Here is a 24,275-nt window from a genome sequence, read left to right as displayed (position 1 = left end):
ATCTACCGCGAACTCCCCGAAAGCGCCCCCGCGCTACCCAACACCCCCAACACGCCCACCAGTTGATCCCCAACACCACGACGAGGGACACGACCGACGTCACAGTCCCTGTGACCCCGCCAATCACCGCTTCGGCCGTCGTGCGGGCGCGCACCTTCACCCAGCCGCGCTTGTTCATGGCGTAGGCCTGCTCACTCCCTTGCACCACGCGCCTTCGATGCCGACCGGCCCCCAGGCCGGGTCCAGCCAGTCTCGCGCAAGCGCCCGGTCCGTGGTGGCGGGGCACAGAGTGAACGGGGCGGTGAGCACATCGCGGGCGAAGAGATCCTCGAGCACCGCGCGGCGCTCTCGGTAGGGCCGGGCCACGAGCTCCGCCCCGGAAATCTCCAGAACGTTGAAGACGATCAGGTATGCAGGCAGTTGCTCGGCGGCCTCGATGCCGCTGCGACCGCGACGGCGGGCACGGCGCTGCAACTCCCCGAAGTGCAGCCGCCCTTCGTGGGGCACCACAAGCTCGCCGTCCAGGACCAGGTCCTCAGCGAGCTGGGCCGCGGCCTCGGCGATGTCCGGGAAGGCCGGGGTCAGATCCGTGCCCTGACGGGACTGCACCCGGACCAGGTCGGCCCGCGCGAAAACCACGCCCCGAAAGCCGTCCGCCTTCTGTTATGCGCTGTTGAGCTGTCCAGGGACGATCGTCCAGCGTCATGTCGATCACCGGTTGGCGAGCGCATTTCATCGCCCGCCGTCCCGGAGGCACCATCGCCGGAGGCGTCTGGCGTGGATAAGGACGTTAGGCGTGGCGCGCAGCCACCTACCGATGATCAAGGGGAGTTCATCAAGCCCTGCGTGCCGACGACGTGCCCGTTCCCGCCCGGGTCGCATCCGCGCCCCAGCTGGCCAGCAGTCGCAGAGCCTCCGCGGACGGGGAGTTCGGTTCGGCGTGGTAGGTCACCAACATCTGCTCGTGGGCGTCGGCCTGGTGGAACGACTCGAGGCGGAGATCGAGTTCGCCGACGAGCGGGTGGTGCAGGCGCTGGATACCGTGGCACTTCTCCTTGACGTCGTGGGTGGCCCACAGCCGCCTGAACTCCTCGCTCTTCACGGAGAGTTCGCCCACCAGCGCGGACAGCCGGGGGTCGTTCGGATGGGAGCCGGCGTCCATGCGCAGCTGAGAGACGACGTCGCTGGCTTTGTGCTCCCAGTCCACGAACAGGTCGCGGTACTCGGGCCGCAGGAAGACCAGCCGCGCCCAGTTCTGCTCGTGCGTGGGCAGCTCGGCCCAGTCGCCGAAGACCGCCGCGGCCATCCGGTTCCAGACGAGGATGTCCGAGCGCCGCCCCACGAGGATCGCCGGAACACCGTCCATGGTGTCCAGCAGCGTCCGCAGGGGGCCCCGCACCTGCTGGGCGCGGCCGGCCGGCTTCTTCTTGTGCTGTTTCGGCTTCGCCAGGTGCGTGAGGTGGGCGTGCTCGGCGTCGCTCAGCCTGAGCGCGCGGGCGATGGCGTCGAGGACCTCCGCCGACACGTGCCGCCCGTTGCCCTGTTCCAACCGCGTGTAGTAGGCCACCGACACCCCGGCCAGCTGCGCCAGCTCCTCGCGGCGCAGCCCCGGCACCCGCCGGTACCGCCCGTAGTCCGGCAGCCCCACATCCTGCGGCTTCAGCCTCGCCCGCCGGGTGCGCAGGAACTCACTGAGCTCGGCACGCGGGTCCAGAGCGCCGGCGACCAGCTCGTGCACCGGTTGGGGGTATTCGTCCATGCCTCGAGTATCCACGGTCGCACGCACACCAGCCTGACCCAACCAGTGGTAGGCACCGCGCACGTACGCAATGCCGTGGCCTGGGTGGATGCCGGCCCGTGCAGGACGCTGGCCACCGTGCCCGGCCGGAAGGCGGCCGGGGCGTGGCTTGCATCAAGAACGGAGCACATCCCATGAGCGCAACACAGGGGATCGAGTCGAGGACGCACCGGACGGAAACGGCTGCGGAGGTGGTCGGCCGCCTTCGTGCGACGTTCAACACCGGCGTCACCCGCGGGCTGGACTGGCGCGTCAGCCAGCTGCAGCGGCTGCGGGCACTGCTGGTCGAGAACGAGCAGGAGCTGATCGAAGCGCTCTGGGCGGATCTGAGGAAGAACGCCACCGAGGCGAAGGTGCAGGAGATCGACTTCACCGTCGCCGACATCGACGAGGCACTGGCGAATCTCGAAAGCTGGCTGCAGCCTCGCCCTGTGGAGGTTCCCGCCCACTTCGGTCCCACGACAACGGCCTACACCACGTACGACCCGCTCGGGGTCGTCCTGGTGATCGCTCCGTGGAATTTCCCGCTGCACCTTCTCATCGACCCCATCATCGGCGCGCTGGCCGCCGGGAACACCGTGGTGGCCAAGCCGAGCGAGATGTCGGTGCACACGTCGGCGGTCGCTTCACGACTCCTGCGTGAGTACTTCGACGCCGATGTGCTCACCGTGGTCGAGGGAGGCGCCGAAGAGACCACGGCCCTCCTGGCTCAGCGTTTCGACCAGATCTTCTACACGGGCAATGGCACGGTTGGCCGGATCGTCATGGCCGCGGCAGCCAAGAACCTCACCCCGGTCACGCTCGAACTCGGGGGCAAGTCGCCGGTCTTCGTGGCGCCCGACGCCGACGTGGACGAGACCGCGAAGCGGCTGGTCGGCGCCAAGTTCGGCAACGCAGGGCAGCAGTGCATAGCCCCTGACTACGTTCTGGCCGATCCGGCCACCGCCGCCGCACTGGTTCCCGCCCTGCGCGCGGCGGTCGAAGCTCAGTTCGGCTCCACCCCGCAGACCGCAGCCGACTTCGGCCGGATCATCAACGAGCGGCATTTCGACCGGCTCACCCGTCTGCTGGATTCCGGCCGGGCGGCGGTGGGAGGCCAGCACGACCGTGACGACCTGTTCATCGCACCGACCGTGCTCACCGATGTCGACCCCGCATCGCCGGTCATGCAGGAGGAGATCTTCGGTCCGATCCTCGCCGTCGTCGAAGTCGATGACCTCGATGCCGCTATCGCCTTCATCAACGAACGCGACAAGCCTCTCGCGCTCTACGCCTTCACCGAGTCCGAGGCCACCAAGTCGCGCCTCGTGAAGGAGACGTCCTCCGGCGGCGTCGCCTGGGGTCAGCCGGTGATGCAGCTGCTCATGCCGGGACTGCCTTTCGGTGGCGTCGGCGAAAGCGGCATGGGCCGCTACCACGGCCGGTACTCCCTTGAGACGTTCAGCCACCTCAAGGCCGTCGCGGACGTGCCGCTCAACTAGGCCCGCGCTTTCGTGGAGCAGGCTGTCCGATGGGCTATCGGCCGGCGGAAGTGCCTCAGGCCGGTGAGAATGAGGAGCGCTGAGATCGCTGTTCCCGCCACCGCCGGAAGCCCGTTCCAGGTGAAGCCGTGTATCGGTCCTCTTCGCGGGGGCGCGTCGAGGGAGTCGGTCGCGGAGCGGCCTGCAGACACCGATCTGTACCGACTCCGGCGGCGGCACCCATGACTTCGTCACCTGGCTGACTGCTGATCGTGCGCAAGGAGCGAACGCCCGTACTCCGGCGGGCAGTTGCGCTTGACCGGCGTCGACGCTGACGCCGACGGCATGCGGCTCTCACCGCGTTCGCCGCCAACACCACCCACACCCCGATCGCGGTCATGGAACCGCGTCACCGTCAGAGGGCCCGCGCCTGCCCGAGGACCGCATCCGCGCCTCCGCCGGGACAGCGTGGACCCCCTGCGTCGCAGCCCTTCATCCCGTTTCCCTCCGTATTGCAGAAAGAAATCCATGACTGTCAATATTTCAGAAGTCTCATCTGCCCCTTCGCTTTTCTTCCCTGTAACCCTCGGGAAGATCGAGCTCGCCAACCGCATCGTCATGGCACCGATGACCCGGGTCCGGGCCGGCTCCTCCGGCATCCCCGGGGACCTGATGGTCGAGTACTACCGGCAGCGGGCGAGCGTCGGGCTGATCATCACCGAGGGCACCTACCCCGACCACGCGTCGCAGGGGTATGTCGGCGAGCCGGGCATCGCCACCGACGAGCAGGCGGCCGGCTGGCAGCGGGTGTTCGAGGCGGTGCACGCCGAGGGCGGCCGCATCGTCCTGCAGATCATGCACGCCGGCCGCGGCACCCACCCCGACATCAACGGCGGCCGCCGCATCCTCGCCCCCAGCGCGATCGCCATCGACGGCAAGACGTTCACCGAGAAGGGCGAGCAGCCCTACCCCGTACCGGAAGCGATGACCACCGCAGAGATCCGGGCAGCCCTGGAGGACTTCGTCACCGCGGCCCGCCGGGCCATCCAGGCGGGAGCGGACGGCGTGGAAATCCACGGTGCCAACGGCTACCTGCTCCAGGAGTTCCTCTCCCCGGCGGCCAACCAGCGCACCGATGGATACGGCGGCTCGCCGCACAACCGCGCCCGCTTCGTCGTCGAGGTCGTCACGGCGGTCGCCCAGGCCGTCGGCGCCGAGCGGGTCGGGCTGCGGATCTCGCCGGAGGTCGACCTCGGGGACGTCTTCGAGACCGACCGGGACGACGTCCTGGCCACCTACGGCACCCTGGTGGACCAACTGCGCCCGCTGGGTATGGCCTACCTCTCCGTACTGCACACCGAGCCGGGCGGCGACCTTGTACAGGAGCTGCGGCGGCGCTTCGACGGCAAGCTGATCGTCAACAACGGCCCCTTCGGGGGGCAGACCACCCGCGAGCAGGCGCTCCAGCAGATCGAGGCCGACCACGCCGACGCCGTGGTCGTGGGCCGGGCCCTCATCTCCAACCCCGACCTGGTCGAGCGCTGGCAGGGTGGCCACCCGGAGAACGAGCCGCGGCCGGAACTGTTCTACGGGCCGGGCGCGGAAGGCTACACCGACTACCCCTTCCTCGAAGCGGCTTGAGGCCCACGATCACGCCTGTCCATGCGGCAGCCCCACTCACACATGGACAGGCGCCCGACCGGCGACACTGTGCCCGCCCCTTTGAGCCCGCGGTCACACCGGCTATCACCGGCTCGAGGACCGTCGGGTCCGTCAGGGCGTTGAGGGTCCGCAGGTTCCTCGTCAGCAGCCTGCGTTCGGTGACCTCGTCGAGCACATCGCTCTCGTGCGTGGCCACCGCGGCGGCCGTCGGCCACAGCTGACGCCTATGGCAGTTCTCCGGCGGCGGCCCATCCACCAGGTCCGCCTTCCGTAGGGGAGTCCTTCGCCGATATCCGTCCCCGCTGTACACCGGCGCCCATACCGTCCAGCCCGAACGCTGGGAACGGGGGTGACGAAAGGGGCTGTCGGTGGGGCGGGATCTGGACGGGGTGGTGGACCACTTCACCCTGCCCTGCGACGAGGCGGGCTGGTTACGGATCAAAAGCGGCGCCACCGGGCTGGGCTTCGCCGTCCAGCTGAAATTTTGCGGCGGCGACCTCGGAGGCGGTTCACGAGTTACGAGGCACCTGATCCGCCCCTCGTTAACGGCTCCCCAACCGACGTCACCACTGGTCCAGGGCCCTTCACACCGGAGGGCCCTGAGCCATGCCCGCAGCGGACAACGGACAGAACGAAACCCCATCCGTAACTTGGGTTCGAACTGAAGAATGCCCGGCAGTGCACCATCGGGCGGCAGCTCCCGTCGGGACTCGGCGAGCATCGGCTCGATCGGAGGGGTCCGGGCCACACCGCCACATCTACGCCGTGCCGACCTGGTGCGCGCGCGCTCTCACATCAGCAGACCGCGGCTCTCTCGCGCGGCAGTCGCTCATGAACACAGTCAGCGCCGCAGACCTCGACGCGTCACGGCCAACGGTGCACGACGTCGTTAGCGAGGCCGGGCGGGATGGGCTACTGGATATCGGGGTGGGAGTTCGCGGCGTCAACGACCTGTTGCCGATGGCAGGTTGACTGATCACGTCGCGATCGGGGTGCTCACGGAACTGGTCCCCAGAGGGCTGGTCGACGTGGTCATGGACAGGGCCGGGCGCCGTGAGGAAGGTGTGCAACTGCTCCCGGCCCGGGGTGTGGTGTACTCCGTGCCGGCGCTATGCCTGTTCTTCGGTGACGGGTTCGAAGACGTCGTGGCCTACTTGTGGCGCAGGGGCGTTCGTACGCGCGGTGAGCCGCCGCTTGTGACCTGTCGCACAGTCCCCGCGACGCCCGATCGAAACGTTTGAGTTTCGCTGTGGGAGCGCCTAGGTTTACTGTACGAAACTGTTTCGGACCGATGCGGGGTGCCGGGCAATCCGACCCCTCTGAGGGGAGCACCATCGTGGAAGCTATTCCGGCCGCCACCATCGCCCAGGCAGGGCCGCCGGGCCACACTCAAGCCCCGTCGAAGCACCGCTGGTGGGCACTGGCCGTGATCGGCCTCGCCCAGCTCATGGTCGTACTCGACGCCACCATCGTGAACATCGCGCTGCCGTCCGCCCAGCAGGACCTGGGCTTCGACAACAACGGCCGGCAGTGGATCGTCACCGCCTACTCCCTGGCCTTTGGCAGTCTGCTGCTCCTCGGCGGCCGGCTCGCCGACCTCGTCGGCCGCAAGACCACCTTCATCATCGGCATCGTCGGCTTCGCCGCCGCCTCCGCGCTCGGTGGCGCGGCCAACGGCTTCACCATGCTGGTCGTCGCCCGCGCCGTGCAGGGCCTGTTCGGCGCGCTGCTCGCACCGGCCGCGCTCTCCCTGCTGACCACGACGTTCACCGAGGCCAAGGAACGCGCCCGGGCGTTCGGCATATTCGGTGCCATCGCCGGCTCCGGCGCGGCCGTCGGCCTGGTCCTGGGCGGTCTGCTCACCGAGTACCTGGACTGGCGCTGGACGCTCTACGTCAACGACGTCATCGCGATTCCGGCGCTGATCGGCGCGATCGTCTTCATCGGCCGCTCCGTCCCCGTCGAGCGCCCGAAGCTGGACGTTCTTGGTGTCGTCCTGGTCTCTGGTGGTCTGTTCGGCATCGTGTACGGCTTCGCAAACGCCGAGACGCACGACTGGGACAACTGGATGACCTGGGGCTTCCTGGCCGGGGGCGCCGTACTGCTGCTGGCGTTCTTCCTCTGGCAGGCCCGGGCCAAGCACCCCGTGCTGCCGCTGCGCGTGCTGGCCGACCGCGACCGCGCCGCCGCCCTGTCGACCATCCTCATCTCGTCCGCAGGGATGTTCGGCGTCTTCCTTTTCCTCACCTACTACCTCCAGTCGACGCTGGGCTACTCGCCGGTGAAGAACGGTGTGGCCTTCCTGCCGATGGTGGCCGCGCTGATGGTGATGGCGCAGCTGTCCACCAACACGCTGGTGCCGAAGATCGGACCCAAGATCGTCGTGCCGGCTGGCATGCTGCTGGCCGTGGGCGGCATGGTCTGGCTCACCCGACTGGGCCTCGACAGTGGCTACGCCGCGGATGTGCTGGGCCCGTTGCTGCTGCTCGGTGCAGGGCTCGGCATGGCGATGCCCGTGGGGATGAGCTACGCCACCCTCGGCGTGGAAACGAGTGACCAGGGAGTGGCGTCGGCGGCCGTCAACACCACGCAGCAGGTGGGCGGTTCGATCAGTACGGCGCTGCTGAACACCCTGGCCGCCACCGCCGCCACCAACTATGCCAAGGACCACCTCAGCGACCCGCTGGTCAAGGCGAACGCGGCCCTGCACAGCTATGAGGTGGCCTACTGGTGGTCGGCCGGGTTCTTCGCCTTCGCCCTGATCGTCACGGCGCTGCTGTTCCGGGCGAAGAAGCGCGGCGCGGTCGAGGAGGAAGCCGAGGCGCAGATCGAAGCCATGGCTCCGGACGCCTCCGCCGCCGGGCGCACCGCCCCCACGGGCACGCTTCCCGCAGTCGGTGCGGCCGTCCTCCGCGGACAGGTGCGCAACGGTACGGGCGCCCCCGTGCCCCGCACCGCGATCACCCTGCTGGACAACGCGGGCCGCCAGCTGGCCCGTGCCACCTCCCGCGAGGACGGCACCTACGCCCTGGACACCGCCGAGCGCGGCAGCCTCGTCCTCATCGGCTCGGCGCCCGGCTACCAGCCCCAGGTCGTGACGCTGGCCCTGAACGGCGCGCCCGTCTCCCACGACCTCGTGATCCTGCCCAGCCCGGGCGGCCTGGCCGGTACAGTGCACGCCGGCAACGGCGAGGCGCTGCCCGGCGCACTCGTGGTGGCCACCGACCAGCGCGGCGACGTGACGGCCTCCGTCACGGCCGGGATGGACGGCGGTTACCGGATCGGCGACCTGCAGCCCGGCGACTACACGCTCAGCGTCAGCGCGCCCGGCCACCGCCCGACCGCCGTACCGGCCACGGTCTCCACCGAGACCGCCCGCTGCGACATCCACCTCTCCGTCGCGGCGACCCTGCGCGGCACGGTGCACGCTCCGGACGGGCGGGCGCTGGACGACGCCCGGGTCACCCTGATCGACGCCGCCGGCAACGTCGTGGGCACCCGTACCACGAGTGTCGACGGCAGCTACGCCTTCGCCGACCTCTCCAGCGAGCCGTACACCGTGATCGCCAGCGGCTACCCGCCGGTGGCCACCCAGGTCACGCTGAACGGCGGCCAGGAGGCCGTGGACATCCGGCTGGGCCACAAGGAGGACTAGAGACACGGCTGTTACCGACGGCCGACAGACCCCCATACGACAGCGTCCGCCACCCGGGAGATCCCGGCGGCGGACGCTGTCGTATCCGCGTCGCTGTCCCTGTCCGCGTCCCAACCCTCAGCCGAGGGACGGCAGTTGCTCGCCCTGGACGGCCTGGATGTCGAGCTCCACGCGCAGGGTGGCGCCGATGGCGGCGATGCCTGCCTGGACGACCTGGTTGTAATTCATGGCGAAGTCCTCGCGCCGCAGTTCGGTGGTCGCGCGGAACGACGCCCGCACACCGCCCCACGGGTCCGGGCCTGTGCCCAGGTAGGACAGGTCCAGATCGACGGACCGAGCCACTCCGTGCAGGGCGAGTTCGCCGCGGATGGTCCAACGGGCCTCGCCCGCCGGCGCGATGCCCGTGCTGCGGTAGGTGATCTTGGGGTGGACGTCCACGTCGAGAAAGTCCGCGGAGCGCAGATGGCCGTCGCGCATCGCGTTGCCCGTGTCAATCGAGGCGGCCTCGATGACCGCTTCCACGCTTGACGACAGCGGGTTCTCGGCGACCTCAATGCGGCCCCCGAACTCCTTGAACCGGCCGTGCACGCTGGTCAGCCCCAGGTGCTGGGCGACCGCGCTCACCGTGGAGTGCGCCGGGTCGATCGTCCACGGCCCGGGCGGCGGAAGCTCCACGCTCCCGGCGCGGGCCAACACGAGCGAGCCGAGGTCGGCCCCGCCGGAGGCGGTCACGACGGCGGTGGCGGCGAGGGGACCGTAGCCGACCGCCGTGACGATCGCGGTGTACGTGCCCGGCGCGAGGGCGTCGGTCGCCACGAGGCCGTCCGGCGAGGCCTCCTGGCGCAGCGTCTGCTGTCCCGCCATGTCGGTGACTGTCAGTACCGCATGCGGGACGGCCCAGCCGTCCTTGGTACGGATCCGGGCCCGCAGGCCGCCTGCTGGGGTGGTGGTCATGGTCGGTGCCTCTCAAGTGCTCAGGTCGGGGGAGCGCCGGTGCGGGGCGTGGGTCGGGTGACGAGGGCGGGGAGGACCACGGCGTCGACGTATCCACGAAGGAACGCCCGCGTCGGCGGCGCGTCCTCGAGCAGGCCGAGGACGAGGAGCGCGCCGACCAGCATGTGCGCCACATGGTCCAGCGCGGGATTGTCCGCACGGATCTCGCCCCGCTTCACAGCGCGCCGCAAGGCCTGGCGCAACTCGTCCAGCTCCGCTTCGACGAGCTGTTCCCGGAACGCGCGCCCCAGATCCGGGTGGTGATGCGCCGCCATGGCCAGACCGCGCATGAGCGAGGACGTCCGTTCCAGGGCGGCGTCGTCCTCGTGAGCCAGCAGGGCGTCCAGGTCGCCCCGCAGCGAGCCGGTGTCGACACCGGCGATGCCACTGTGCCGGTTGTGCCGCATCGCGGCGATGACCAACCCGACCTTCCCGCCCCACTGGCGGTAGAGCGTCGCCTTCCCGGACCGGGTGCGGGCGGCCACGGCGTCCATGGTGAGGGCGTCGTAGCCGACCTCCCCGAGCAGGTCGAGCACGGCCGCGTACAACTTGGCCTCGCGCTCGGGCGTGAACCGACTGCGGCGTGAAGCCGTCACCTCAGTCATTTCCTCGCCTTCCTCGGGTGAACGATACGGTTTCGTACATCCTGTCCTTTTGCCTGCGACCCTACCCCTCCCGCCATCAAAACGAAACAGTTTCGTACTCGCAGGGGCGGCTCCGTCTGCGGGTCGACCGGTGCCACGGCGCCGTGCCGGACGTATCACCCGATGGACACCAGGCGGGCCCGCTGGCCTGGCGCCAGCGAGCCGCCTCGGCAACGCGCCGCGCTGGTTGAACTTGAGCACCGATGGCGCATCCTCCAGCGAGCCGTGTGCCCGAGCCGGGGTAGGTGACATTGCTCGCGCGGCATGTCGAGGCAGCTGCCAATGGCGCCCTCTCGGGTGTCGTTGGACGCGCCGGGCTGAACCCCCGGCGGCGGTGAAGGTTGCCGTGAATGGGCATGGGTGCCTGTGCGCGGCACGGACTTGGTGCGGCGTTGGGGGCAGCTCTCCTATGTGATCGCCGAGGCCTGCTCCTCTCTGTATTGCCTTCGTCGCGGCCGACCACCTCCGATGTCCGGGTGCTCACGCACTTCTGCGCGTGGGGCACCCGTGGCTGGGGTGCCGCCTCACCTCTGAGTACGGCTTGAGGGGGTCCTGCCTGCGCTCGGCGAGGAAGTCCCACACGCTGTGGTGGATCCCGGTGATGGGTCCTGGGTGCCCACGAGGGCGGCGACCTCGTCGGCGTAGGCCAGGACGAATTGGGCGTCGACGGCGATGATCCATGACGGCGTCTCGACCAGGTGGGTGGTGACGTCCAGGCCGTCCTCGAGCGCGGTGTAGCTGCGGATGCGTACCTGGTCCTTGTCGATGCGGAGAGCCGGTCACGCAGCGGTTCGAGCTGGGTATGTGAGCAGTGTGTGTGGCGCGCTGTCCGGCACATACCGTTCGCCGACGGCGCGCCGTCCGGTTCCGCGGTCTCGGATGAGGCGGCGGAAGCGGTGCGCGGCTCGGCGGCCGATGGCATCGGATCGAGTCGGGCGGTCAGGCGCCCGGCAGCCAGGGCGCGAGCGCGGCGTCGATCAGGCTGACCACCAGGTCCTTCTCAAGGCGTACGCCGAGCAGGAAGCGCTCGAAGAGCAGCGGTCCGACGATGCGGGCGATGAGATCCGTGGCGTGCTCCTGGACGCCGGGGCGCAGTTCACCGCGTTCGACAGCGGCAGCCGGCGCGCGGGCGAAGCCCTCGTCGGCCCGGCCGAACATCTCTCTCGGATGCGCCGCGCGTCCTCGTCCCGCTCGGCCCGCTGGATGACCGTGGCGAGGACGGACACGGCGCTTGGCTGGTTGAGCCGATGAGTCATCTGTTCCAGCTGCTGCACCAACTGGTCGTGTACGGGGGTGTCGTCGAAGTGAGCAGGGGGCGGATGTCGTTGGCGAGGGCGTCGATGAGGAGGGTCTGCTGGTCGGGTCAGTGCCGGTAGACGGTGGCGCGGCCGATTCCGGCTCGTCCGGCGACGGCGGCGTGGGTGACCTTTTCGGGGCCGCCGTCGACCAGGAGTTCGGTGGCGGAGACCAGGGCGGCGGCGCGGCTGCGCAGGGCGCGGGGGTCGTCGTTGGTCCGGGACATCGGAACACCTCTTTTTCGGCGGCGTGTGAGACGTGTCGACTCACCTCTTGTGCGATACATACGTGTCTCACGCGCGCATGTCCCTGAACGAGGACTCCGTCGACCTGAGGCTTGCCGATCGTGCCGCCTACCGGGACCTTGGGGACCTGAAACACTTCAGCCCCAGCACCGCGAAGGTCCATGCCCCCGTCCTGATCGATCGTCTCGCGGGACTGCCGAGGAGCTCGCGACAGTCTGGGCATGGCCCTCGTTCGTAGCCGCCGACTTGCAGGACGCCGGTCACGGACGAGAGGGTTCGGGATCGGGTGGGTAGCCTTTGCTCGGAACGTGGACAGACCGGCTGCTTGCGGCCTCCGTTGTGCTCTCTCAGCCGGCAGGCGTGGACTGCACTCGGATCACGCTCCAGTCGACTTCTGGGGCTCGCACCGCTGCCCGCTCCACTGAGGCCTCGTGGCCCAGCAGGTCTCGGGCCATTTCCCCGACGGCCCATGTGGGTGTGTTCGCGGCCAGGACCCGGCCCTCGCTGGTGATCACCACGGCTTCGCCGCCGAGGTGCTTGAGCGAGGGGATGACGATCTGCTCGAAGGCGGCCACCGGGACGTCGGCCCCGACGACGCCGATGAATTCACCGTCCACCGTCAACGGCCGTGTGAAGGTGAGGATGTAGAGGCCGGCGCAGTGCAGGTCGACGTAGGGCCCCATGACCGTGCCGTGGCCCTTGTCGCGGGGGATCACGAACCACGGCTTGAGGGTGTAGTCGTAGAAACTCTCACTCCGCTGATCCAGGTTCAGCCGCAGGGGCCGAGAGTCCTGGCCTCCGGCCCGCTGCCACCACTCGAGGTGGAAGGCGGCGTCAGAGAGCGCGTCGGGTGCCATGACCACACCCGTTCCGTTGAACCTGTCGCCCTGCTCGCGCAGCAGGTTCCGGATCGTCGGCCGCAGGGCGCCGAGGTCCCTCGTCCCGGGACGCCCGCCCTTCCGGATGACCGCGCTCAGACTCTCTCGGGCTTCGGCCTCCAGGACGGCCAGCGCCGAGAAGACGGATTCCACCGCGTCCCGGATGGATTCGCTGCACCGGACGATGCCGGTGGCTGGGGTGCTGGTCATCACTGTGCTCCGTCAAGGAGGGCGGCGCGGGGGTGCGCCGCCGGGTCAGGCATCGGTCAACCGTAGGTGCGTGCGTACCAGATGGCGAGCGCCGGCGATCGTGTGTTCCTCGGCGAGGCGGCGCGCCTCCGCGGCGTCTCCGGCCATGATGGCCACCAGGATCTCGTGATGCTGGTCGGCGAAGGCCGATGCGTCGGGCCCGTCGCCGCCCGGCAGCCACAGCAGCGGCCCGAGTTCCGCCTGCAGCCGGACCTCCAGGCGTGTCAGCCGGACGGACTGCGTGGCGACGGCCACCTCGATGTGGAAGCGGGCGTCGGCCTTGCGGCGTTCGGCGGGGGACTCGGCCTTGCGCAGGACAGTGACCAGGCGATCCAGGCTCTTCGCCAGGTCCGAGGGGGCTCGTTCGGCGGCGAAGCGGGCCGCGGTGCCCGAGACGGCGAACTGCTCGTCGCCGAGGTCGCGCAGCTCCGAGATGCCCAGTTCCCTCAGACGGGCCTGGTGGATCCTGGTGAGACCCTCTTCCGGGCTGCGGATGAAGCTCCCGCCGTTGCGACCACGCCGCGTCTCGATGAGTCCCTGCTCGCGCAGGATGGCCAGAGCTTCGCGGACGGTGCCGTTGGCGACCCCCAGCTGACAGGCGAGGTCGCTTTCGCTGGGGAGCTGTTCCCCCTCCGCCATCAGCCCGATGGTGACCGCTTCGGCAACCCTGCGCACCACCATGTCCGCCCGGCCGGAGTCGCTCAGGGGCGCGAAGGCGGCGCTCATCACCGGCGAGCGGCCGTCAACTGCCGCCACGGCCCCTCCTCAAAGGTCAAAGATCCGCAACGAGAGATCGTTGCCAGGGTAACAGCCAAACCGTTGTCCTTTGAACTTCAATGTAGTAGGTTTTCGCGCATTCGACATACCGGACACCTCCCGGTCCTCGTCGGCCTCCCCCACGGCCCCGGTCCTGCCGACATCCCGCTCAGCAGCGTGTTTCCCTCAAGGAGCCCGTCGATGAACGACGCCACGCAGTCCCCGCCATCGCCCGCAGATGCCGACGCCCAGCGACTTGCCGCTCTCGGTTACGAGTCCGAGTTCAAGCGGGACATGAGTCTGTGGGCGAACTTCTCGCTGGGGTTCACCTATCTCTCGCCGGTCGTCGGCGTGTACACCCTGTTCGCGGCCTCCCTGATGTCCGGCGGTCCGCCGATGATCTGGGCCTTCGTGATCGCGGGCGTCGGCCAGTTGCTGGTGGCCCTGGTCTTCAGCGAGGTCGTGGCCGAGTTCCCGGTGGCCGGCGGGGTGTATCCGTGGGCCCGGCGGCTGTGGGGGCGCAAGTGGGGGTGGATGACCGGCTGGATCTATCTCCTGGCGCTGCTGTCCACCATCTCCGCGGTCGCCTACGGCGCTGGGCCGTACGTGGCCGCGGTGTTCGGCTTCGCCTCCAGCACCACGACGACGATCCTGTGCGCGCTGGGCCTCCTCCTGCTCGCCACGGTCATCAACTTCGGCGGCACGAAGGTGCTTTCCGCCGTCGCCGTGTTCGGGTTCGTGGCCGAGATCATCGGGGCCGTAGTGGTGGGCGCCTGGCTGCTGATCGCGCACCGACATCATGGGTTGGGCGTGCTGTTCGACAGCTTCGGGTCCCAGGGCAGCCACTCGTACCTCTACGCCTTCGCGGCCGCGTCGCTCATCGGCGTCTTCCAGTACTACGGCTTCGAGGCGTGTGGCGACGTCGCCGAGGAGGTGCCCAACCCCGGGCGGCGCATCCCGACCTCGATGCGGCGCACCATCTACATCGGCGGTGCCGCCGCGACGGCCGTGTGTCTGGCGCTCATCCTCTCCGTCAGCGACTTCGGTGCGGTGATCTCGGGCAAGGACGCCGACCCGGTGACCACGGTGCTCACCGACGCCTTCGGCAGCGGCGGCGCCCGCGCCGTCCTCGTCGTCGTCCTGCTCTCCTTCATCTCCTGTGCGATGAGCCTGCAGGCCGCCGCCAGCCGACTGACATACTCCTTTGCCCGCGACCGGATGATCGTCGGCAGCCGCGTGCTGTCGGCGTTCTCCGAGCGGCTCAGGGTGCCGCCGTACGCCCTGCTGCTCGCGGCGCTCCTTCCCGGGCTGATCATCGTGGGTTCCGCGTACTCCGCCGGTGCCCTGGTGAAGATCATCTCCTTCTCCACCCTCGGCATCTACCTGGCCTTCCAGATGGTCGTCCTGGCCTCCCTGCGGGCGCGGCTGCGCGGCTGGCGGCCGTCCGGCAAGTACCGGCTGGAGAGGTGGGGGCTTCCGGTCACGATCGGCTCCCTGGTCTACGGCATTGTCGCGCTCGTCAACATCAGCTGGCCGCGCACGCCCGGCACGCCCTGGTACGACAACTACATCGTGCTGGTCAGCGGCGCCGTCGTGGTGGGCGTAGGCGCCCTGTACATGGCCATCGCCAAGCCGCACGAGCGGGGAGACGCCCCGGCGGGGGACGCGCTGGCCGCGCCGGCCGCGCAGGAGCCGTCCTCGTCGCCCGCCTCCGTCTGACCACGTAGATCCCCGGCTTTCCCTTTCTGCCGTCGCGCGCGACGCGACGCCGAGATCCGAAGGTGGAACGAACATGTCCCCAACCCTGCCCACGAAGGCGCTCGTCGACGGCTCGTGGCTGGACGGCGGCGCGGGCAGCTTCCCGGTGCACTCCCCGCAGTCCGGTGAGCTGATCGCGGACGTGACCCGCTGCGACGCCCAGGACGTCGCCCGCGCCGTGTCCGCCGCCCGCCGCGCCCAGCCGCAGTGGGCCGCGACGCCCCTCATCGAGCGGGTCAAGATCCTGCGCAGGGTCCATGCGCTCTTCGCCGAGCGCGCGGAGGACGTCGCCCGGGCGCTGACGCTGGAGATCGGCAAGACCGTCGCGGAGGCCCGCGAGGAGGTCATCGAGTACGCGGCCCCCGCCTGGCAGAAGGCCGGTGAGGAGGTTCTGCGTCACCGGGGCCTGTCGTTCCCCTCCACGCAGGAGCAGACCAACAACAAGCGGCTGGTCATGAACTACCGCCCGCTCGGCGTCGTCGGCGTCGTGACCCCGTACAACTTCCCCACCGACATCTCCTCGATCGCGCTGGCGCACATCGTCGCGGCCGGCAACACGGCCGTCTGGAAGCCCTCGGAGTACGCCCCGATCAGCTGCAACCTCGTGGCGGAGATCTTCACCGAGGCCGGCCTGCCCGACGGCGTGATCAACGTCGTGCACGGGCTCGGCGACGTCGGCGCCGCCCTCGTCGAACACCCGGGCGTGGACGGCCTGTTCTTCACCGGCTCCACCGCCACCGGCGAACGCATCGCCCGCGCCGCGGCCCTGCGCCCGCACCTGCTCGAGCTCGGCGGCGACGGCCCCTTCATCATCCTCCCCGACGCCGACATCGACGCCGCCGTCGAGGCAGCGGTCAACGGCTGCTTCTACTTCGCCGGACAGGTCTGTACCTCGGCGGAACGGCTACTGGTCCACGAGGACGTCCACGACGAGTTCGTCACCAAGCTGACCGCCCGCGCCGCCCAACTCCGCGTCGGCGACCCGGCGTTGGAAGACACCGACATGGGCCCCGTCCGCAACGAGGCCACCTTGCGGCGCATCGCCGAACATGTGTCTGACGCCCGCGACAGGGGAGCGGACGTCGTCCAGTTCGGCAAGGAGGAAGGCCTGTTCTTCCCGGCCACGATCCTCACCGGCGTCACGCCCGAGATGCGCATCGCACAGGAGGAGACCTTCGGCCCGGTCGCCCCCGTCATCAAGGTCTCCTCGGTGCAGGAGGCCGTGGAGATCGCCAACTCCAGCGACCTCGGCCTGATCGCCTCCCTGTGGACCCGGGACCTCGCCACCGCCTGGCGCGTCGGGGAGGCCCTGCAGCACGGCACGGTCAACATCAACGAGACCAGCAACTACTGGGACCAGCTGGCCCCCTTCGGCGGCACCGGCAAGAGTGGTGTCGGCCGCGAACTCTCCGGCTGGTTCCTCGACACCTTCACCGAGGCCAAGCTGCTCGTCTTCGACCTGGGAGACGGCGAGCTGCGCAACGACCGCCGTGCCGAAGGGGGTTGGTGACCATGAGGAAGTCCCGTCTCGCCGGCGTGCTCGCGGCCGCCACCTGCGCGGTCCTCGTCGCCGGTGTCTCCGTGGCGCAGGCCGGCGACAGAACAGCAGGTCACCGTGGCGGGCCCGCCGAGTTCACCGTGATCGAGCACGCCGACACCGACACGGTCGTCGACCTCGGACCGCGGGGTGACAGCATCGGGGACACGCTGGCTTTCGGAAACCCCGTCTACGACACGGCCGGAACCAAGGTCGGCGGCTCCCAGGGCTCCTGCGTGCGCACCAAGGTCGGCACCGCGTGGGAGTGCAGCTGGACGACGACGCTGAACGGCGGATCGATCGTTGTCCAGGGGCCGTTCTACGACGCGGCGGACTCCACGCCCGCGATCACCGGCGGAACGGGCAAGTGGCGCACGGCGCGCGGACAGATGCATCTGCACGCCCGCGACGCCAAGGGAAGTGCCTACGACTTCACGTTCGCGGTGGAGCGCTGACCGACCTGAGCCGACTACGCTTTACCTCTACTTCTGAATGTCATGGACGGCGAGCGCGGTGGGTGATCTGCGTCTGCGGGTGCTGGCCGGCCGCGGCGGTCTGGACCGGGACGTGGTCTGGGCGCACAGCATCGAACTCGTCGACCCGGCGCTGTGGTTGGCCGGTGGTGAGCTGCTGCTCACCACCGGGCTCCGGCTGACGGCGGACTCGGCCGCCTGCGAGTACTATGTCGGCCGTCTGGTGAAGGCCGGGGTGGCCGCCGTCGGCTTCGGGGTCGGACTGTCGCACGAGCAGGTGCCCGAGGCGCTCGTCGACGCGGCCGAGGAGGCAGGGCTGCCACTCCCGGAAGTGGCGCTACCCACACCGTTCGTGGCCGTCACCAAGTCTCCACCGGCACGTCCGTTGTCCTCCTGGACCACGACGGCAAGGTGCGCGCGGCCCATCAGCTCGACGCCGCGGCGCCCGAGGCCGCACTCCGCTCCCCGGAGCAGGCAGCGGCCTCGGTCAGCAGCGGCCGGGACGGAGTGGTGGCCGTACAGCAGGTCCGCGTGGGGCCGCGTGCCCACGGCCGTCTGGTAGTGGCCGCCGACCGGACCCTCACACCGGTCGACCACCTCCTGCTCGGGCACGCCGCCTCACTGACAGCCCTCGAGTCGGAGAAGCCCCTGCGGCTGCGCGAGGAGCAGAACCGCGTCAACGCGCTGTTCCTGCGGTTGCTGCTGGACGGCTCGGTCACCGCATCTGCCGCCCTGGACCACCTCACCGAGGCGGGCTTTCCCGTCCGCGACGGCGCCCGTGTCCTCGTCCTGCGGTGCGGCAGCCCCGACGGGCCCTTCAGGCCGTGGGGACGGAGCTGGCCGAGCGCGGCCTGCCCCTGTTCGGCCGCGGACACGGCGGGTGCCTGGCGGTGCTGCTGCCGGCCGGCCACGCGGTCACGGCACAGACAGTTACGGACGGCGCACGGGACCGGCTCAGGTCACGCACCTGGGCCGGGCTGAGCGCCGTCCACGACCTGGCCGACGGACCCGCGGCGCTGTCCGAAGCCCTGAACGCCGCGTCGGTTGCCCAGGCCCGCGACAGCCTGGCCGTCGTGTCCTTCGAGTCCCTGGTGGGTCGGCTGCTCGCCGCCACCCCGGAGACGAGAAGAATCCTCGCGACGCTGGCCAAGGCGCAGCTGATGCGCGGCGGTCACCTCGACCTCTGCGTCCTCGGGGCCTACCAGGTCGCCTTCGACGGCGACCTCGCCAAGTGGCACAACGGCAAGCCCGACGACATCCCCGCCGTCGGCGGCGCCATGGGCCTGGCCATCGGCGCCAAGGACGTCTACGTGATGATGACCCTCTTCACCCGCTCCGGCGAGCCCAAGCTCGTACCGCGGGGTGCACCTACCCCCTCACCGGCGTCGGCTGCGTCAGCCGCGTCTGCACCGACCACGAGGTCGTCGACGTCGGCCCCGACGGCGTACGCATCCGGGGGACGTACGGCGTCAGCGCCCGCGAACTCGCGGAGCGGCTCGGCATCACGCTGCCTTGCAGCCCGCGACACAATGCTGCTGAAAGCGCCGTGGCCCGAGATGGCTACCTACCAACGGGTTCTGACGTGTTCGCCTGATGCGGTACGGCGAACAGGTCACAGGCGTTGTCGCGCCTCGCGCCGCCGACGCTGTTCGGCCGGGTCCGCGACCGGCGCGGCGAGCAGGAGCCGTTGTGTGTAGGGGTGTTCGGGGGCAGTGGTGACCTGGCCCGCCGCCCCGGTCTCGACGATGTCGCCGCGGTGGATCACGCTCACGCGGTGACTGACGTGCCGGATGACAGCCAGATCGTGCGAGATGAACAGGTAAGCGACGCCGGTGCGGCGCTGGATGTCGACGAGCAGGTCGAGGACGCGGGCCTGGGTGGTGAGGTCGAGTGCGGAGACGGGCTCGTCGCAGACGATGAGCCGGGGGGCGGGTGCGAGGGCGCGGGCGATCGCCACGCGCTGTCGCTGGCCGCCGCTGAACTCCCGCGGCAGCCGCTGCGACGCGTCCTTCGGCAGACCCACCTGGTCGAGCAGCTCCGTCACCCGGCGCCGGGCCTCACTCGTCCCGGTGCCCTGCACGACGAGCGGTTCGCCGAGGATGTCACCGATGGTGAGGGCAGGGTTGAGGGAGGAGTACGGGTCCTGGAAGACGACCTGGATGTCCCGGGCCAGGGAACGGCGTTCCGTGCGCCCGGCGCGGGTGATGTCGTTGCCCCGGAAGCGGACCGTGCCGCCGCTGGGCGCGGCCAGGCCGAGCACGGCCCGGCCGATGGTCGTCTTCCCGGAGCCCGACTCGCCGACGACGCCGAGGGTTTCGCTCTGCCCCACGGTGAGCGACACGCCGTGGAGGACCTCGTGGGAGCGGGCTCGGAAGCCCCGCCCGGGGTAGGTGACGCGCAGATCGCTCACCTCCAGCAGTGTGGTCATCGCTTCTCCGTTTCGAGCGCGCCCGCCGGGGTGGACGGCGGGTCGGTGCGCAGCGTGGTCTCGTCGAGGATCGAGTCGAGGAGCGTGCGCGTGTAGGGGTGGCGGGGTGACGCGAACAGTTCTTCCGTCGTGCCGGTCTCGACGACCGCCCCCTCCCGCATCACGGCCACGCGGTCGCAGATGTCGGCGACCACACCGAAGTTGTGGGTCACGAGCAGTACGGCCATGTTCAGTTCCTTGCGCAGATCGCGCAGCAGGTCGAGGATCTCCGCCTGGACGGTGACGTCGAGGGCGGTGGTCGGCTCGTCGGCGATGAGCAGCAGGGGCCGGCTGGCGACGGCGCCCGCGATGAGGACGCGCTGTGCCATGCCGCCGGAGATCTGGTGCGGGTAGGAGCGGAAGGTGCGTTCGGGGTCGGGGATGCCGACCCGGGCGAGGAGTGCCAGGACCCGGTCGCGGGCCTCGCTCCTCGACATGGGCGTCGCCGCGCGCACGCCCTCGACGAGCTGGGCGCCGACCGTGCAGGACGGGTCCAGGTTGGACATCGGCTCCTGGGGGACGTACGCGATGGACGTCCCCCGCACCGCCCGCAGTTCGCGTTCGCTCAGGCCGAGCAGTTCGCGGCCGTCGAGGCGGATCGAGCCGCGGGTGACCACGGCCTCCGCGGGCAGCACGCCGAGTGCGGCGAACGCGGTCTGGGTCTTGCCGGACCCGGACTCGCCGACCAGGCCGAGGGTCTCCCCGGCCGTCACGCTCAGGGTGACGCCGCTGACGACCTCCTTCAGTTCGCCGGTCGGCGTCGGGTAGGCGATCGCCAGGCCGTCGACGGTGAGCAGTCCGGAGACGGCGCTCTCGGTGGCCGGCGGCCGGTACGCGGTCGCGGTCACGATCCGGGCAGGCTTCGGGCGCCCGCCCTCCAGGGCGTCCCGCAGCGCGTTCCCGAGGAGCACGAGCGAGGCGGTGATGATCCCGAGGGCGAGGCTCGGCCATAGGAACTGCAGCGGCTCCGCGTACAGGTTGCCGAACCCCTCGGAGATCATCGCGCCGAAGCTGGGCACCGTGTTCGAGCCGACGCCGAGGAAGGCGAGCCCCGACTGGACGGCGATGGACGACCCCGCGAGGAACGCGGTGGCGATGATCACCGGTCCGCGTACCACGGTGAAGACATGCCGTCGCAGGATGCGCCGGTCGGGGAGTCCGGAGACCCGGGCGGCGTCCACGTACAGCTCGTTCTTCACGCCGAGGACGAGATTGCGTACGAGCCGGTAGATGCCCGGGGAGAGCAGGACACCGAAGACGACCATGGTGGCCTTGTAGTCGCCCTTGGTCACCGGCATCAGCACGATGAGCAGGAGCAGCCCGGGGAACGTCATGATCAGGCTGAACAGCCACTCGGTGACTCCGCGCACGCGCCGCCCGAAGTACCCGCCGATCAGCCCGGACGTGATCCCGATCGCGAGGGCGATGCTCGTGCCGATGAGCGCCGAGACCACGCTGGTGTCGATGGAGTACAGCAGCCTGGCGAAGATGTCCCGGCCGCTCTTGTCGCCTCCGAGGAGATAGCCGTGGTCGCCGACGCCGGCGTTGACCGCGTCCAGGTTCGCCTCGTTGGCACCGTGGTCGCTGAGGACCGGTGCCAACAGTCCGAGCAGGACGATGACGACGAGCAGGCTCGCGCTGACGACGGCCTGGGGGGCGGCGATCAGTCGCCGCAGCGTGGAGCGGCGCCGCGCGTCCGCATTCGGTGTGGTCAACTGACGATCCTCGCCTTCGGGTTGAGCCATCCGTTGAGGAGATCGACGACGAGGTTGACGGCCACGACGAGCAGCACACCGAAGAGGCTGATGCCCATGATGATCGGCACGTCGCCCTGCAAGGAGGCGTTGAACGCGTACTGACCGAAGCCCGGCAGGGCGAAGATCTGCTCGATGATCAGGGCCCCGCCGAGCATCTGGATGAACTCCAGGGACAGGACCGTCAGGGCCGGTCCGGCGGCGTTGCGCAGGGCGTGGCGCAGCACGATGGAGCGGGTGGGGATGCCCCGGGTGCGCAGGGTGCGGACGTAGTCCTTGCGCAGTTCGCCGATCATGGCGCCGCGGATCTGGGACGTCAGACTGGCGGCCCCGCCCATCATCAGGGCGACCACGGGAATGGCGATGGAACTCGCCCAGCGGGCGGGGTTCTCGCTGAAGTCCGTGTATCCGGTGGCCGGGAACACGTGCAGCTTGACCGCGAACACATAGACCAGCGCGATGGCGACGAGCAGGCTCGGGACGAGGTAGCCGATCATCGCGGCACCTTGCGCGAACCGGTCGACGGCGCCGCCGCGTGCGGCGGCGGCCACCCCCAGGGCGACGCTGATGACCGAGGTGGCCAGCAGTGCGACGACGACGATCGACAGGGTGACGCCGAGCCGGGCGGTGATCGCGGAGCGGACCGGTTCGCTGGTGAAGTACGAGGCGCCGAGGTCCCCGCGGACGGCGTGCGAGAGCCAGTCGCCGTACTGCACCGCCACCGGCCGGTCGAGGCCCATCCGGGCCTTCTGGGCGGCGATCTGCCCCGGGGTGGCGCCGTTGCCGAGGACGCTGCTCGCCACGTCGTCGAAGGACGTGCTGAGCAGCAGGAACGTGATCATGGTCACCAGGACCGCGAGCACGAGGCCCGCGGTGAGGCGACGCAGCACATAGACGGTCATGGGGGGCCGCTCACCCTCCGGACTGCGACGAGTCGGCCACGCCGAACTGTCGGACGGTGGACATCGTGGAGGAGCCGTCGCCGAGGTAGGTGATGCCCTTCTTGGTGGCCCAGTCGCTGCCGAGGTAGAAGACGGGCGCCAGCCACGCGTTCTCGACGCCGAACTCGTTGATCTCCCGGTAGATGCCGGCGGCCTTGGCCGGGTCGAGTTCCCGGGCGGCCTGGTCGAGGAGCTTGGTCAGCTTCGGGTCGGTGGAGCGGAAGACGTTGCGGAAGCCGGTCGGGGTGTAGAAGCTGCGGGTCATGACCGCGTCGGAGGCGAGGCCCTCCACCAGCAGGAACATGGGGTACTTGCCGGAGGCGACGGCGGTGGTGGTCTGCTGGGCGGGCACCGGTTCCCAGGTCACCTTGATGCCGATGTCGGCGAGCGCCTGGGTGAAGAGCGGCTCGAAGGACTTGGTGAAGACGAGGCTCGGCATGGTGACCTTGAAGCCGTTCGGGTAGCCGGCCTCGGCGAGCAGCTTCTTGGCCCCGGAGACGTCGTAGGGGTACAGCTGGTTGAGCGCCTCGTCGTAGGCATTCCCCTTCGGGTTGAACAGTTGGTCGGTGGCCTTGCCGGAGCCGCGCAGCACCTGAGTGACCATCTTCTGCCGGTCGAAGGCCATGTTGATGGCCTTGCGGACGCGTAGATCGCCGAGCGGCTTGAGCTTGGTGCCCGCACGATCGGCCAGGACGAGGACGGCGCCCGCGGTTGCCTGCACATGCGTGATCTGGAAGCCGGCCGCCTTGAGCGCGGGCAGCTGGGAGACGTCGGCGGTGCCGGCGTTGGTCTGGCCCGCCTTGAGGGCGTTGGCGGACGCGGTCGGGTCGGTGATCACACGGATCTTGACCGTCTTGAAGGGGTACGCGTTCTTGTTCCAGTAGCCGTCGCGCCGGTTGAGGACGTACACCGAGCCGTTGACCGTGGTCTTCGGGTCCAGGGTGTACGGGCCCGAGCCGACCGGGTTCAGGGCGGTGCTCTTGTTCGCCATCGTCTTCGGGTCGCCGATCACACCGGGCGACGTCGACAGTGCGGCGAGCAGTGAGGCGTCGGGCTGCTTGAGCTTGATGAGGACCGTCGAGGCGTCGGGGGCCTCGACCGAGGCGACGGAGGCCAGTGACAGCTGGCTCTGACCGGGCGTCGACCGGATCCGCTCCAGGGTGGCCTTCACCGCGTTCGCGTCCACCGGGTCGCCCGAGCTGAACTTCATGCCCGGGCGGATCTTCAGCGTCAGCGTGCGGGCGTCCTTGGAGTACGACCAGCTCTGCGCGGCACCGGGGTGGAGGTTGCCCTTGTTGTCCTGGAGAAGGAGGGTGTCGAAGATCGAGTCCCAGACGTAGGTCTGCTGGCCCTCGATGAGCTGGGCGGGGTCGAACGAATTCGGTGTGCCGAGGATGGACAGCGCGAGGGTCTGGTCTGCGCCGGAGTTCGACGCGGAGGTCGGGCTGCTGTCGCACGCCGAGGTGGCCGTGGCCAACAGGGCTACGGCGGCGACGGCGGCCAGGGCCTGTGAGCGCGGTCGCGGCCGTGGCCCGGGCCGGGAATGCGAGAAGCGGATGCGCATGGGTGGATTCCTTCGTCCTGGAACCTGGGGAGCCGAGGCCTTGGTGAGTGCGTCGGTAGGTCGGTGCGGTCATGCACGGGTGCACGAGTGGGCCGATACACGCGTGGGGGTGTGCGGCGGAGCCCTTGGTGACGTCGGCATGCGG

At 69.8% G+C, this 24,275-nt stretch carries 20 protein-coding genes and 1 pseudogene; 9 read left to right on the top strand and 12 right to left on the bottom strand.

Annotated features, from left to right (window positions below):
• Nucleotides 1-174 precede the first annotated feature (174 nt).
• Complete coding sequence (locus ACFY1L_RS54160; protein ID WP_388842970.1) at nt 175-639, bottom strand: hypothetical protein; 465 nt, start codon at nt 637-639, stop codon at nt 175-177.
• Nucleotides 640-835: 196 nt separating this feature from the next.
• Nucleotides 836-1,759 (bottom strand): helix-turn-helix domain-containing protein, encoded by a 924-nt coding sequence (locus ACFY1L_RS54155; RefSeq protein ID WP_388842969.1) that lies wholly within the window; start codon nt 1,757-1,759, stop codon nt 836-838.
• 173 nt (nt 1,760-1,932) lie between these two features.
• Here ACFY1L_RS54155 and ACFY1L_RS54150 point away from each other — a divergent pair, with 173 nt between their 5' ends.
• The 4 genes from ACFY1L_RS54150 (at nt 1,933) to ACFY1L_RS54135 (ending at nt 8,575) form a co-directional block, all read left to right on the top strand.
• Nucleotides 1,933-3,279: an aldehyde dehydrogenase family protein gene (locus tag ACFY1L_RS54150; protein ID WP_388842968.1), complete on the top strand. Its 1,347-nt coding sequence runs from the start codon at nt 1,933-1,935 to the stop codon at nt 3,277-3,279.
• A gap of 507 nt (nt 3,280-3,786) precedes the next feature.
• Nucleotides 3,787-4,899 (top strand): alkene reductase, encoded by a 1,113-nt coding sequence (locus tag ACFY1L_RS54145; RefSeq protein ID WP_388842967.1) that lies wholly within the window; start codon nt 3,787-3,789, stop codon nt 4,897-4,899.
• Between the two features lie 1,013 nt (nt 4,900-5,912).
• Nucleotides 5,913-6,161 carry a transposase domain-containing protein gene (locus tag ACFY1L_RS54140; RefSeq protein ID WP_388842973.1) on the top strand — a complete coding sequence of 83 codons (249 nt, stop codon included), beginning with the start codon at nt 5,913-5,915 and terminating at the stop codon, nt 6,159-6,161.
• Between the two features lie 95 nt (nt 6,162-6,256).
• Nucleotides 6,257-8,575: an MFS transporter gene (locus tag ACFY1L_RS54135; protein WP_388842966.1), complete on the top strand. Its 2,319-nt coding sequence runs from the start codon at nt 6,257-6,259 to the stop codon at nt 8,573-8,575.
• A 117-nt stretch (nt 8,576-8,692) separates the two neighbouring features.
• Here the strand turns inward: ACFY1L_RS54135 and ACFY1L_RS54130 are convergent, their stop codons facing one another.
• The 6 genes from ACFY1L_RS54130 to ACFY1L_RS54105 all read right to left on the bottom strand — a co-directional run bounded on the left by ACFY1L_RS54130 (nt 8,693) and on the right by ACFY1L_RS54105 (nt 13,636).
• Nucleotides 8,693-9,529, bottom strand: a complete 837-nt coding sequence (locus tag ACFY1L_RS54130; RefSeq protein ID WP_388842965.1) for a YceI family protein — start codon at nt 9,527-9,529, stop codon at nt 8,693-8,695.
• 20 nt (nt 9,530-9,549) lie between these two features.
• A complete protein-coding gene (locus ACFY1L_RS54125; RefSeq protein ID WP_388842964.1) occupies nt 9,550-10,173 on the bottom strand; it encodes a TetR/AcrR family transcriptional regulator in 624 nt (207 codons plus the stop codon).
• Nucleotides 10,174-11,151: 978 nt separating this feature from the next.
• A complete protein-coding gene (locus ACFY1L_RS54120) occupies nt 11,152-11,370 on the bottom strand; it encodes a hypothetical protein (RefSeq protein WP_388842963.1) in 219 nt (72 codons plus the stop codon).
• Nucleotides 11,371-11,575: 205 nt separating this feature from the next.
• Nucleotides 11,576-11,734, bottom strand: a complete 159-nt coding sequence (locus tag ACFY1L_RS54115; protein WP_388842962.1) for a TetR family transcriptional regulator — start codon at nt 11,732-11,734, stop codon at nt 11,576-11,578.
• A gap of 366 nt (nt 11,735-12,100) precedes the next feature.
• The gene (locus ACFY1L_RS54110; protein WP_388842961.1) at nt 12,101-12,841 is read right to left on the bottom strand and encodes a cache domain-containing protein; all 741 of its coding nucleotides are present in this window, start codon (nt 12,839-12,841) and stop codon (nt 12,101-12,103) included.
• A 45-nt stretch (nt 12,842-12,886) separates the two neighbouring features.
• The gene (locus ACFY1L_RS54105; RefSeq protein ID WP_388842960.1) at nt 12,887-13,636 is read right to left on the bottom strand and encodes a FadR/GntR family transcriptional regulator; all 750 of its coding nucleotides are present in this window, start codon (nt 13,634-13,636) and stop codon (nt 12,887-12,889) included.
• A gap of 201 nt (nt 13,637-13,837) precedes the next feature.
• Between ACFY1L_RS54105 and ACFY1L_RS54100 the strand changes: the two genes are divergently transcribed.
• The 5 genes and pseudogenes from ACFY1L_RS54100 to ACFY1L_RS54080 all read left to right on the top strand — a co-directional run.
• Nucleotides 13,838-15,355, top strand: a complete 1,518-nt coding sequence (locus ACFY1L_RS54100; protein ID WP_388842959.1) for an APC family permease — start codon at nt 13,838-13,840, stop codon at nt 15,353-15,355.
• Between the two features lie 73 nt (nt 15,356-15,428).
• Entirely contained in the window at nt 15,429-16,904 is a 1,476-nt protein-coding gene (locus ACFY1L_RS54095; protein ID WP_388842958.1) for an aldehyde dehydrogenase family protein, read from the top strand.
• A gap of 2 nt (nt 16,905-16,906) precedes the next feature.
• Complete coding sequence (locus tag ACFY1L_RS54090; protein WP_388842957.1) at nt 16,907-17,386, top strand: dirigent protein; 480 nt, start codon at nt 16,907-16,909, stop codon at nt 17,384-17,386.
• Between the two features lie 58 nt (nt 17,387-17,444).
• Nucleotides 17,445-17,966 (top strand): PucR family transcriptional regulator ligand-binding domain-containing protein, encoded by a 522-nt coding sequence (locus ACFY1L_RS54085; RefSeq protein WP_388842956.1) that lies wholly within the window; start codon nt 17,445-17,447, stop codon nt 17,964-17,966.
• A 595-nt stretch (nt 17,967-18,561) separates the two neighbouring features.
• Nucleotides 18,562-18,914 (top strand): annotated as a pseudogene (locus tag ACFY1L_RS54080) (CoA-transferase); the annotation flags it as partial.
• Between the two features lie 102 nt (nt 18,915-19,016).
• Here ACFY1L_RS54080 and ACFY1L_RS54075 read toward each other — a convergent pair.
• Genes ACFY1L_RS54075 through ACFY1L_RS54060 form a run of 4 tightly spaced genes read right to left on the bottom strand, consistent with a single transcriptional unit; the run spans nt 19,017 to nt 24,130 of the window.
• A complete protein-coding gene (locus ACFY1L_RS54075) occupies nt 19,017-19,832 on the bottom strand; it encodes an ATP-binding cassette domain-containing protein (protein WP_388842955.1) in 816 nt (271 codons plus the stop codon).
• The gene (locus tag ACFY1L_RS54070) at nt 19,829-21,586 is read right to left on the bottom strand and encodes an ATP-binding cassette domain-containing protein (protein ID WP_388842954.1); all 1,758 of its coding nucleotides are present in this window, start codon (nt 21,584-21,586) and stop codon (nt 19,829-19,831) included. Before ACFY1L_RS54070 ends, ACFY1L_RS54075 begins: the two co-directional genes overlap by 4 nt.
• Nucleotides 21,583-22,527: an ABC transporter permease gene (locus ACFY1L_RS54065; RefSeq protein ID WP_388842953.1), complete on the bottom strand. Its 945-nt coding sequence runs from the start codon at nt 22,525-22,527 to the stop codon at nt 21,583-21,585. The genes ACFY1L_RS54070 and ACFY1L_RS54065 overlap by 4 nt, the downstream gene beginning before the upstream one ends.
• Nucleotides 22,528-22,537: 10 nt before the next feature.
• Entirely contained in the window at nt 22,538-24,130 is a 1,593-nt protein-coding gene (locus tag ACFY1L_RS54060) for an ABC transporter substrate-binding protein (RefSeq protein WP_388842952.1), read from the bottom strand.
• Between the last annotated feature and the right edge of the window lie 145 nt (nt 24,131-24,275).

Source organism: Streptomyces sp. NPDC001663 (assembly GCF_042893105.1).
Taxonomy (GTDB): domain Bacteria; phylum Actinomycetota; class Actinomycetes; order Streptomycetales; family Streptomycetaceae; genus Streptomyces.
This window is presented reverse-complemented; position numbering and strand designations above follow the sequence as displayed.

Bases quoted from the DNA above. Each gene is read 5' to 3' on its own strand.
- ACFY1L_RS54110 (WP_388842961.1), bottom strand. From the start codon at position 12,841: ATGACCAGCACCCCAGCCACCGGCATCGTCCGGTGCAGCGAATCCATC.
- ACFY1L_RS54065 (WP_388842953.1), bottom strand. From the start codon at position 22,527: ATGACCGTCTATGTGCTGCGTCGCCTCACCGCGGGCCTCGTGCTCGCG.
- ACFY1L_RS54115 (WP_388842962.1), bottom strand. From the start codon at position 11,734: ATGTCCCGGACCAACGACGACCCCCGCGCCCTGCGCAGCCGCGCCGCC.
- ACFY1L_RS54120 (WP_388842963.1), bottom strand. From the start codon at position 11,370: ATGTTCGGCCGGGCCGACGAGGGCTTCGCCCGCGCGCCGGCTGCCGCT.
- ACFY1L_RS54130 (WP_388842965.1), bottom strand. From the start codon at position 9,529: ATGACCACCACCCCAGCAGGCGGCCTGCGGGCCCGGATCCGTACCAAG.
- ACFY1L_RS54095 (WP_388842958.1), top strand. From the start codon at position 15,429: ATGTCCCCAACCCTGCCCACGAAGGCGCTCGTCGACGGCTCGTGGCTG.
- ACFY1L_RS54075 (WP_388842955.1), bottom strand. From the start codon at position 19,832: ATGACCACACTGCTGGAGGTGAGCGATCTGCGCGTCACCTACCCCGGG.
- ACFY1L_RS54150 (WP_388842968.1), top strand. From the start codon at position 1,933: ATGAGCGCAACACAGGGGATCGAGTCGAGGACGCACCGGACGGAAACG.
- ACFY1L_RS54060 (WP_388842952.1), bottom strand. From the start codon at position 24,130: ATGCGCATCCGCTTCTCGCATTCCCGGCCCGGGCCACGGCCGCGACCG.
- ACFY1L_RS54125 (WP_388842964.1), bottom strand. From the start codon at position 10,173: ATGACTGAGGTGACGGCTTCACGCCGCAGTCGGTTCACGCCCGAGCGC.
- ACFY1L_RS54145 (WP_388842967.1), top strand. From the start codon at position 3,787: ATGACTGTCAATATTTCAGAAGTCTCATCTGCCCCTTCGCTTTTCTTC.
- ACFY1L_RS54090 (WP_388842957.1), top strand. From the start codon at position 16,907: ATGAGGAAGTCCCGTCTCGCCGGCGTGCTCGCGGCCGCCACCTGCGCG.
- ACFY1L_RS54155 (WP_388842969.1), bottom strand. From the start codon at position 1,759: ATGGACGAATACCCCCAACCGGTGCACGAGCTGGTCGCCGGCGCTCTG.
- ACFY1L_RS54100 (WP_388842959.1), top strand. From the start codon at position 13,838: ATGAACGACGCCACGCAGTCCCCGCCATCGCCCGCAGATGCCGACGCC.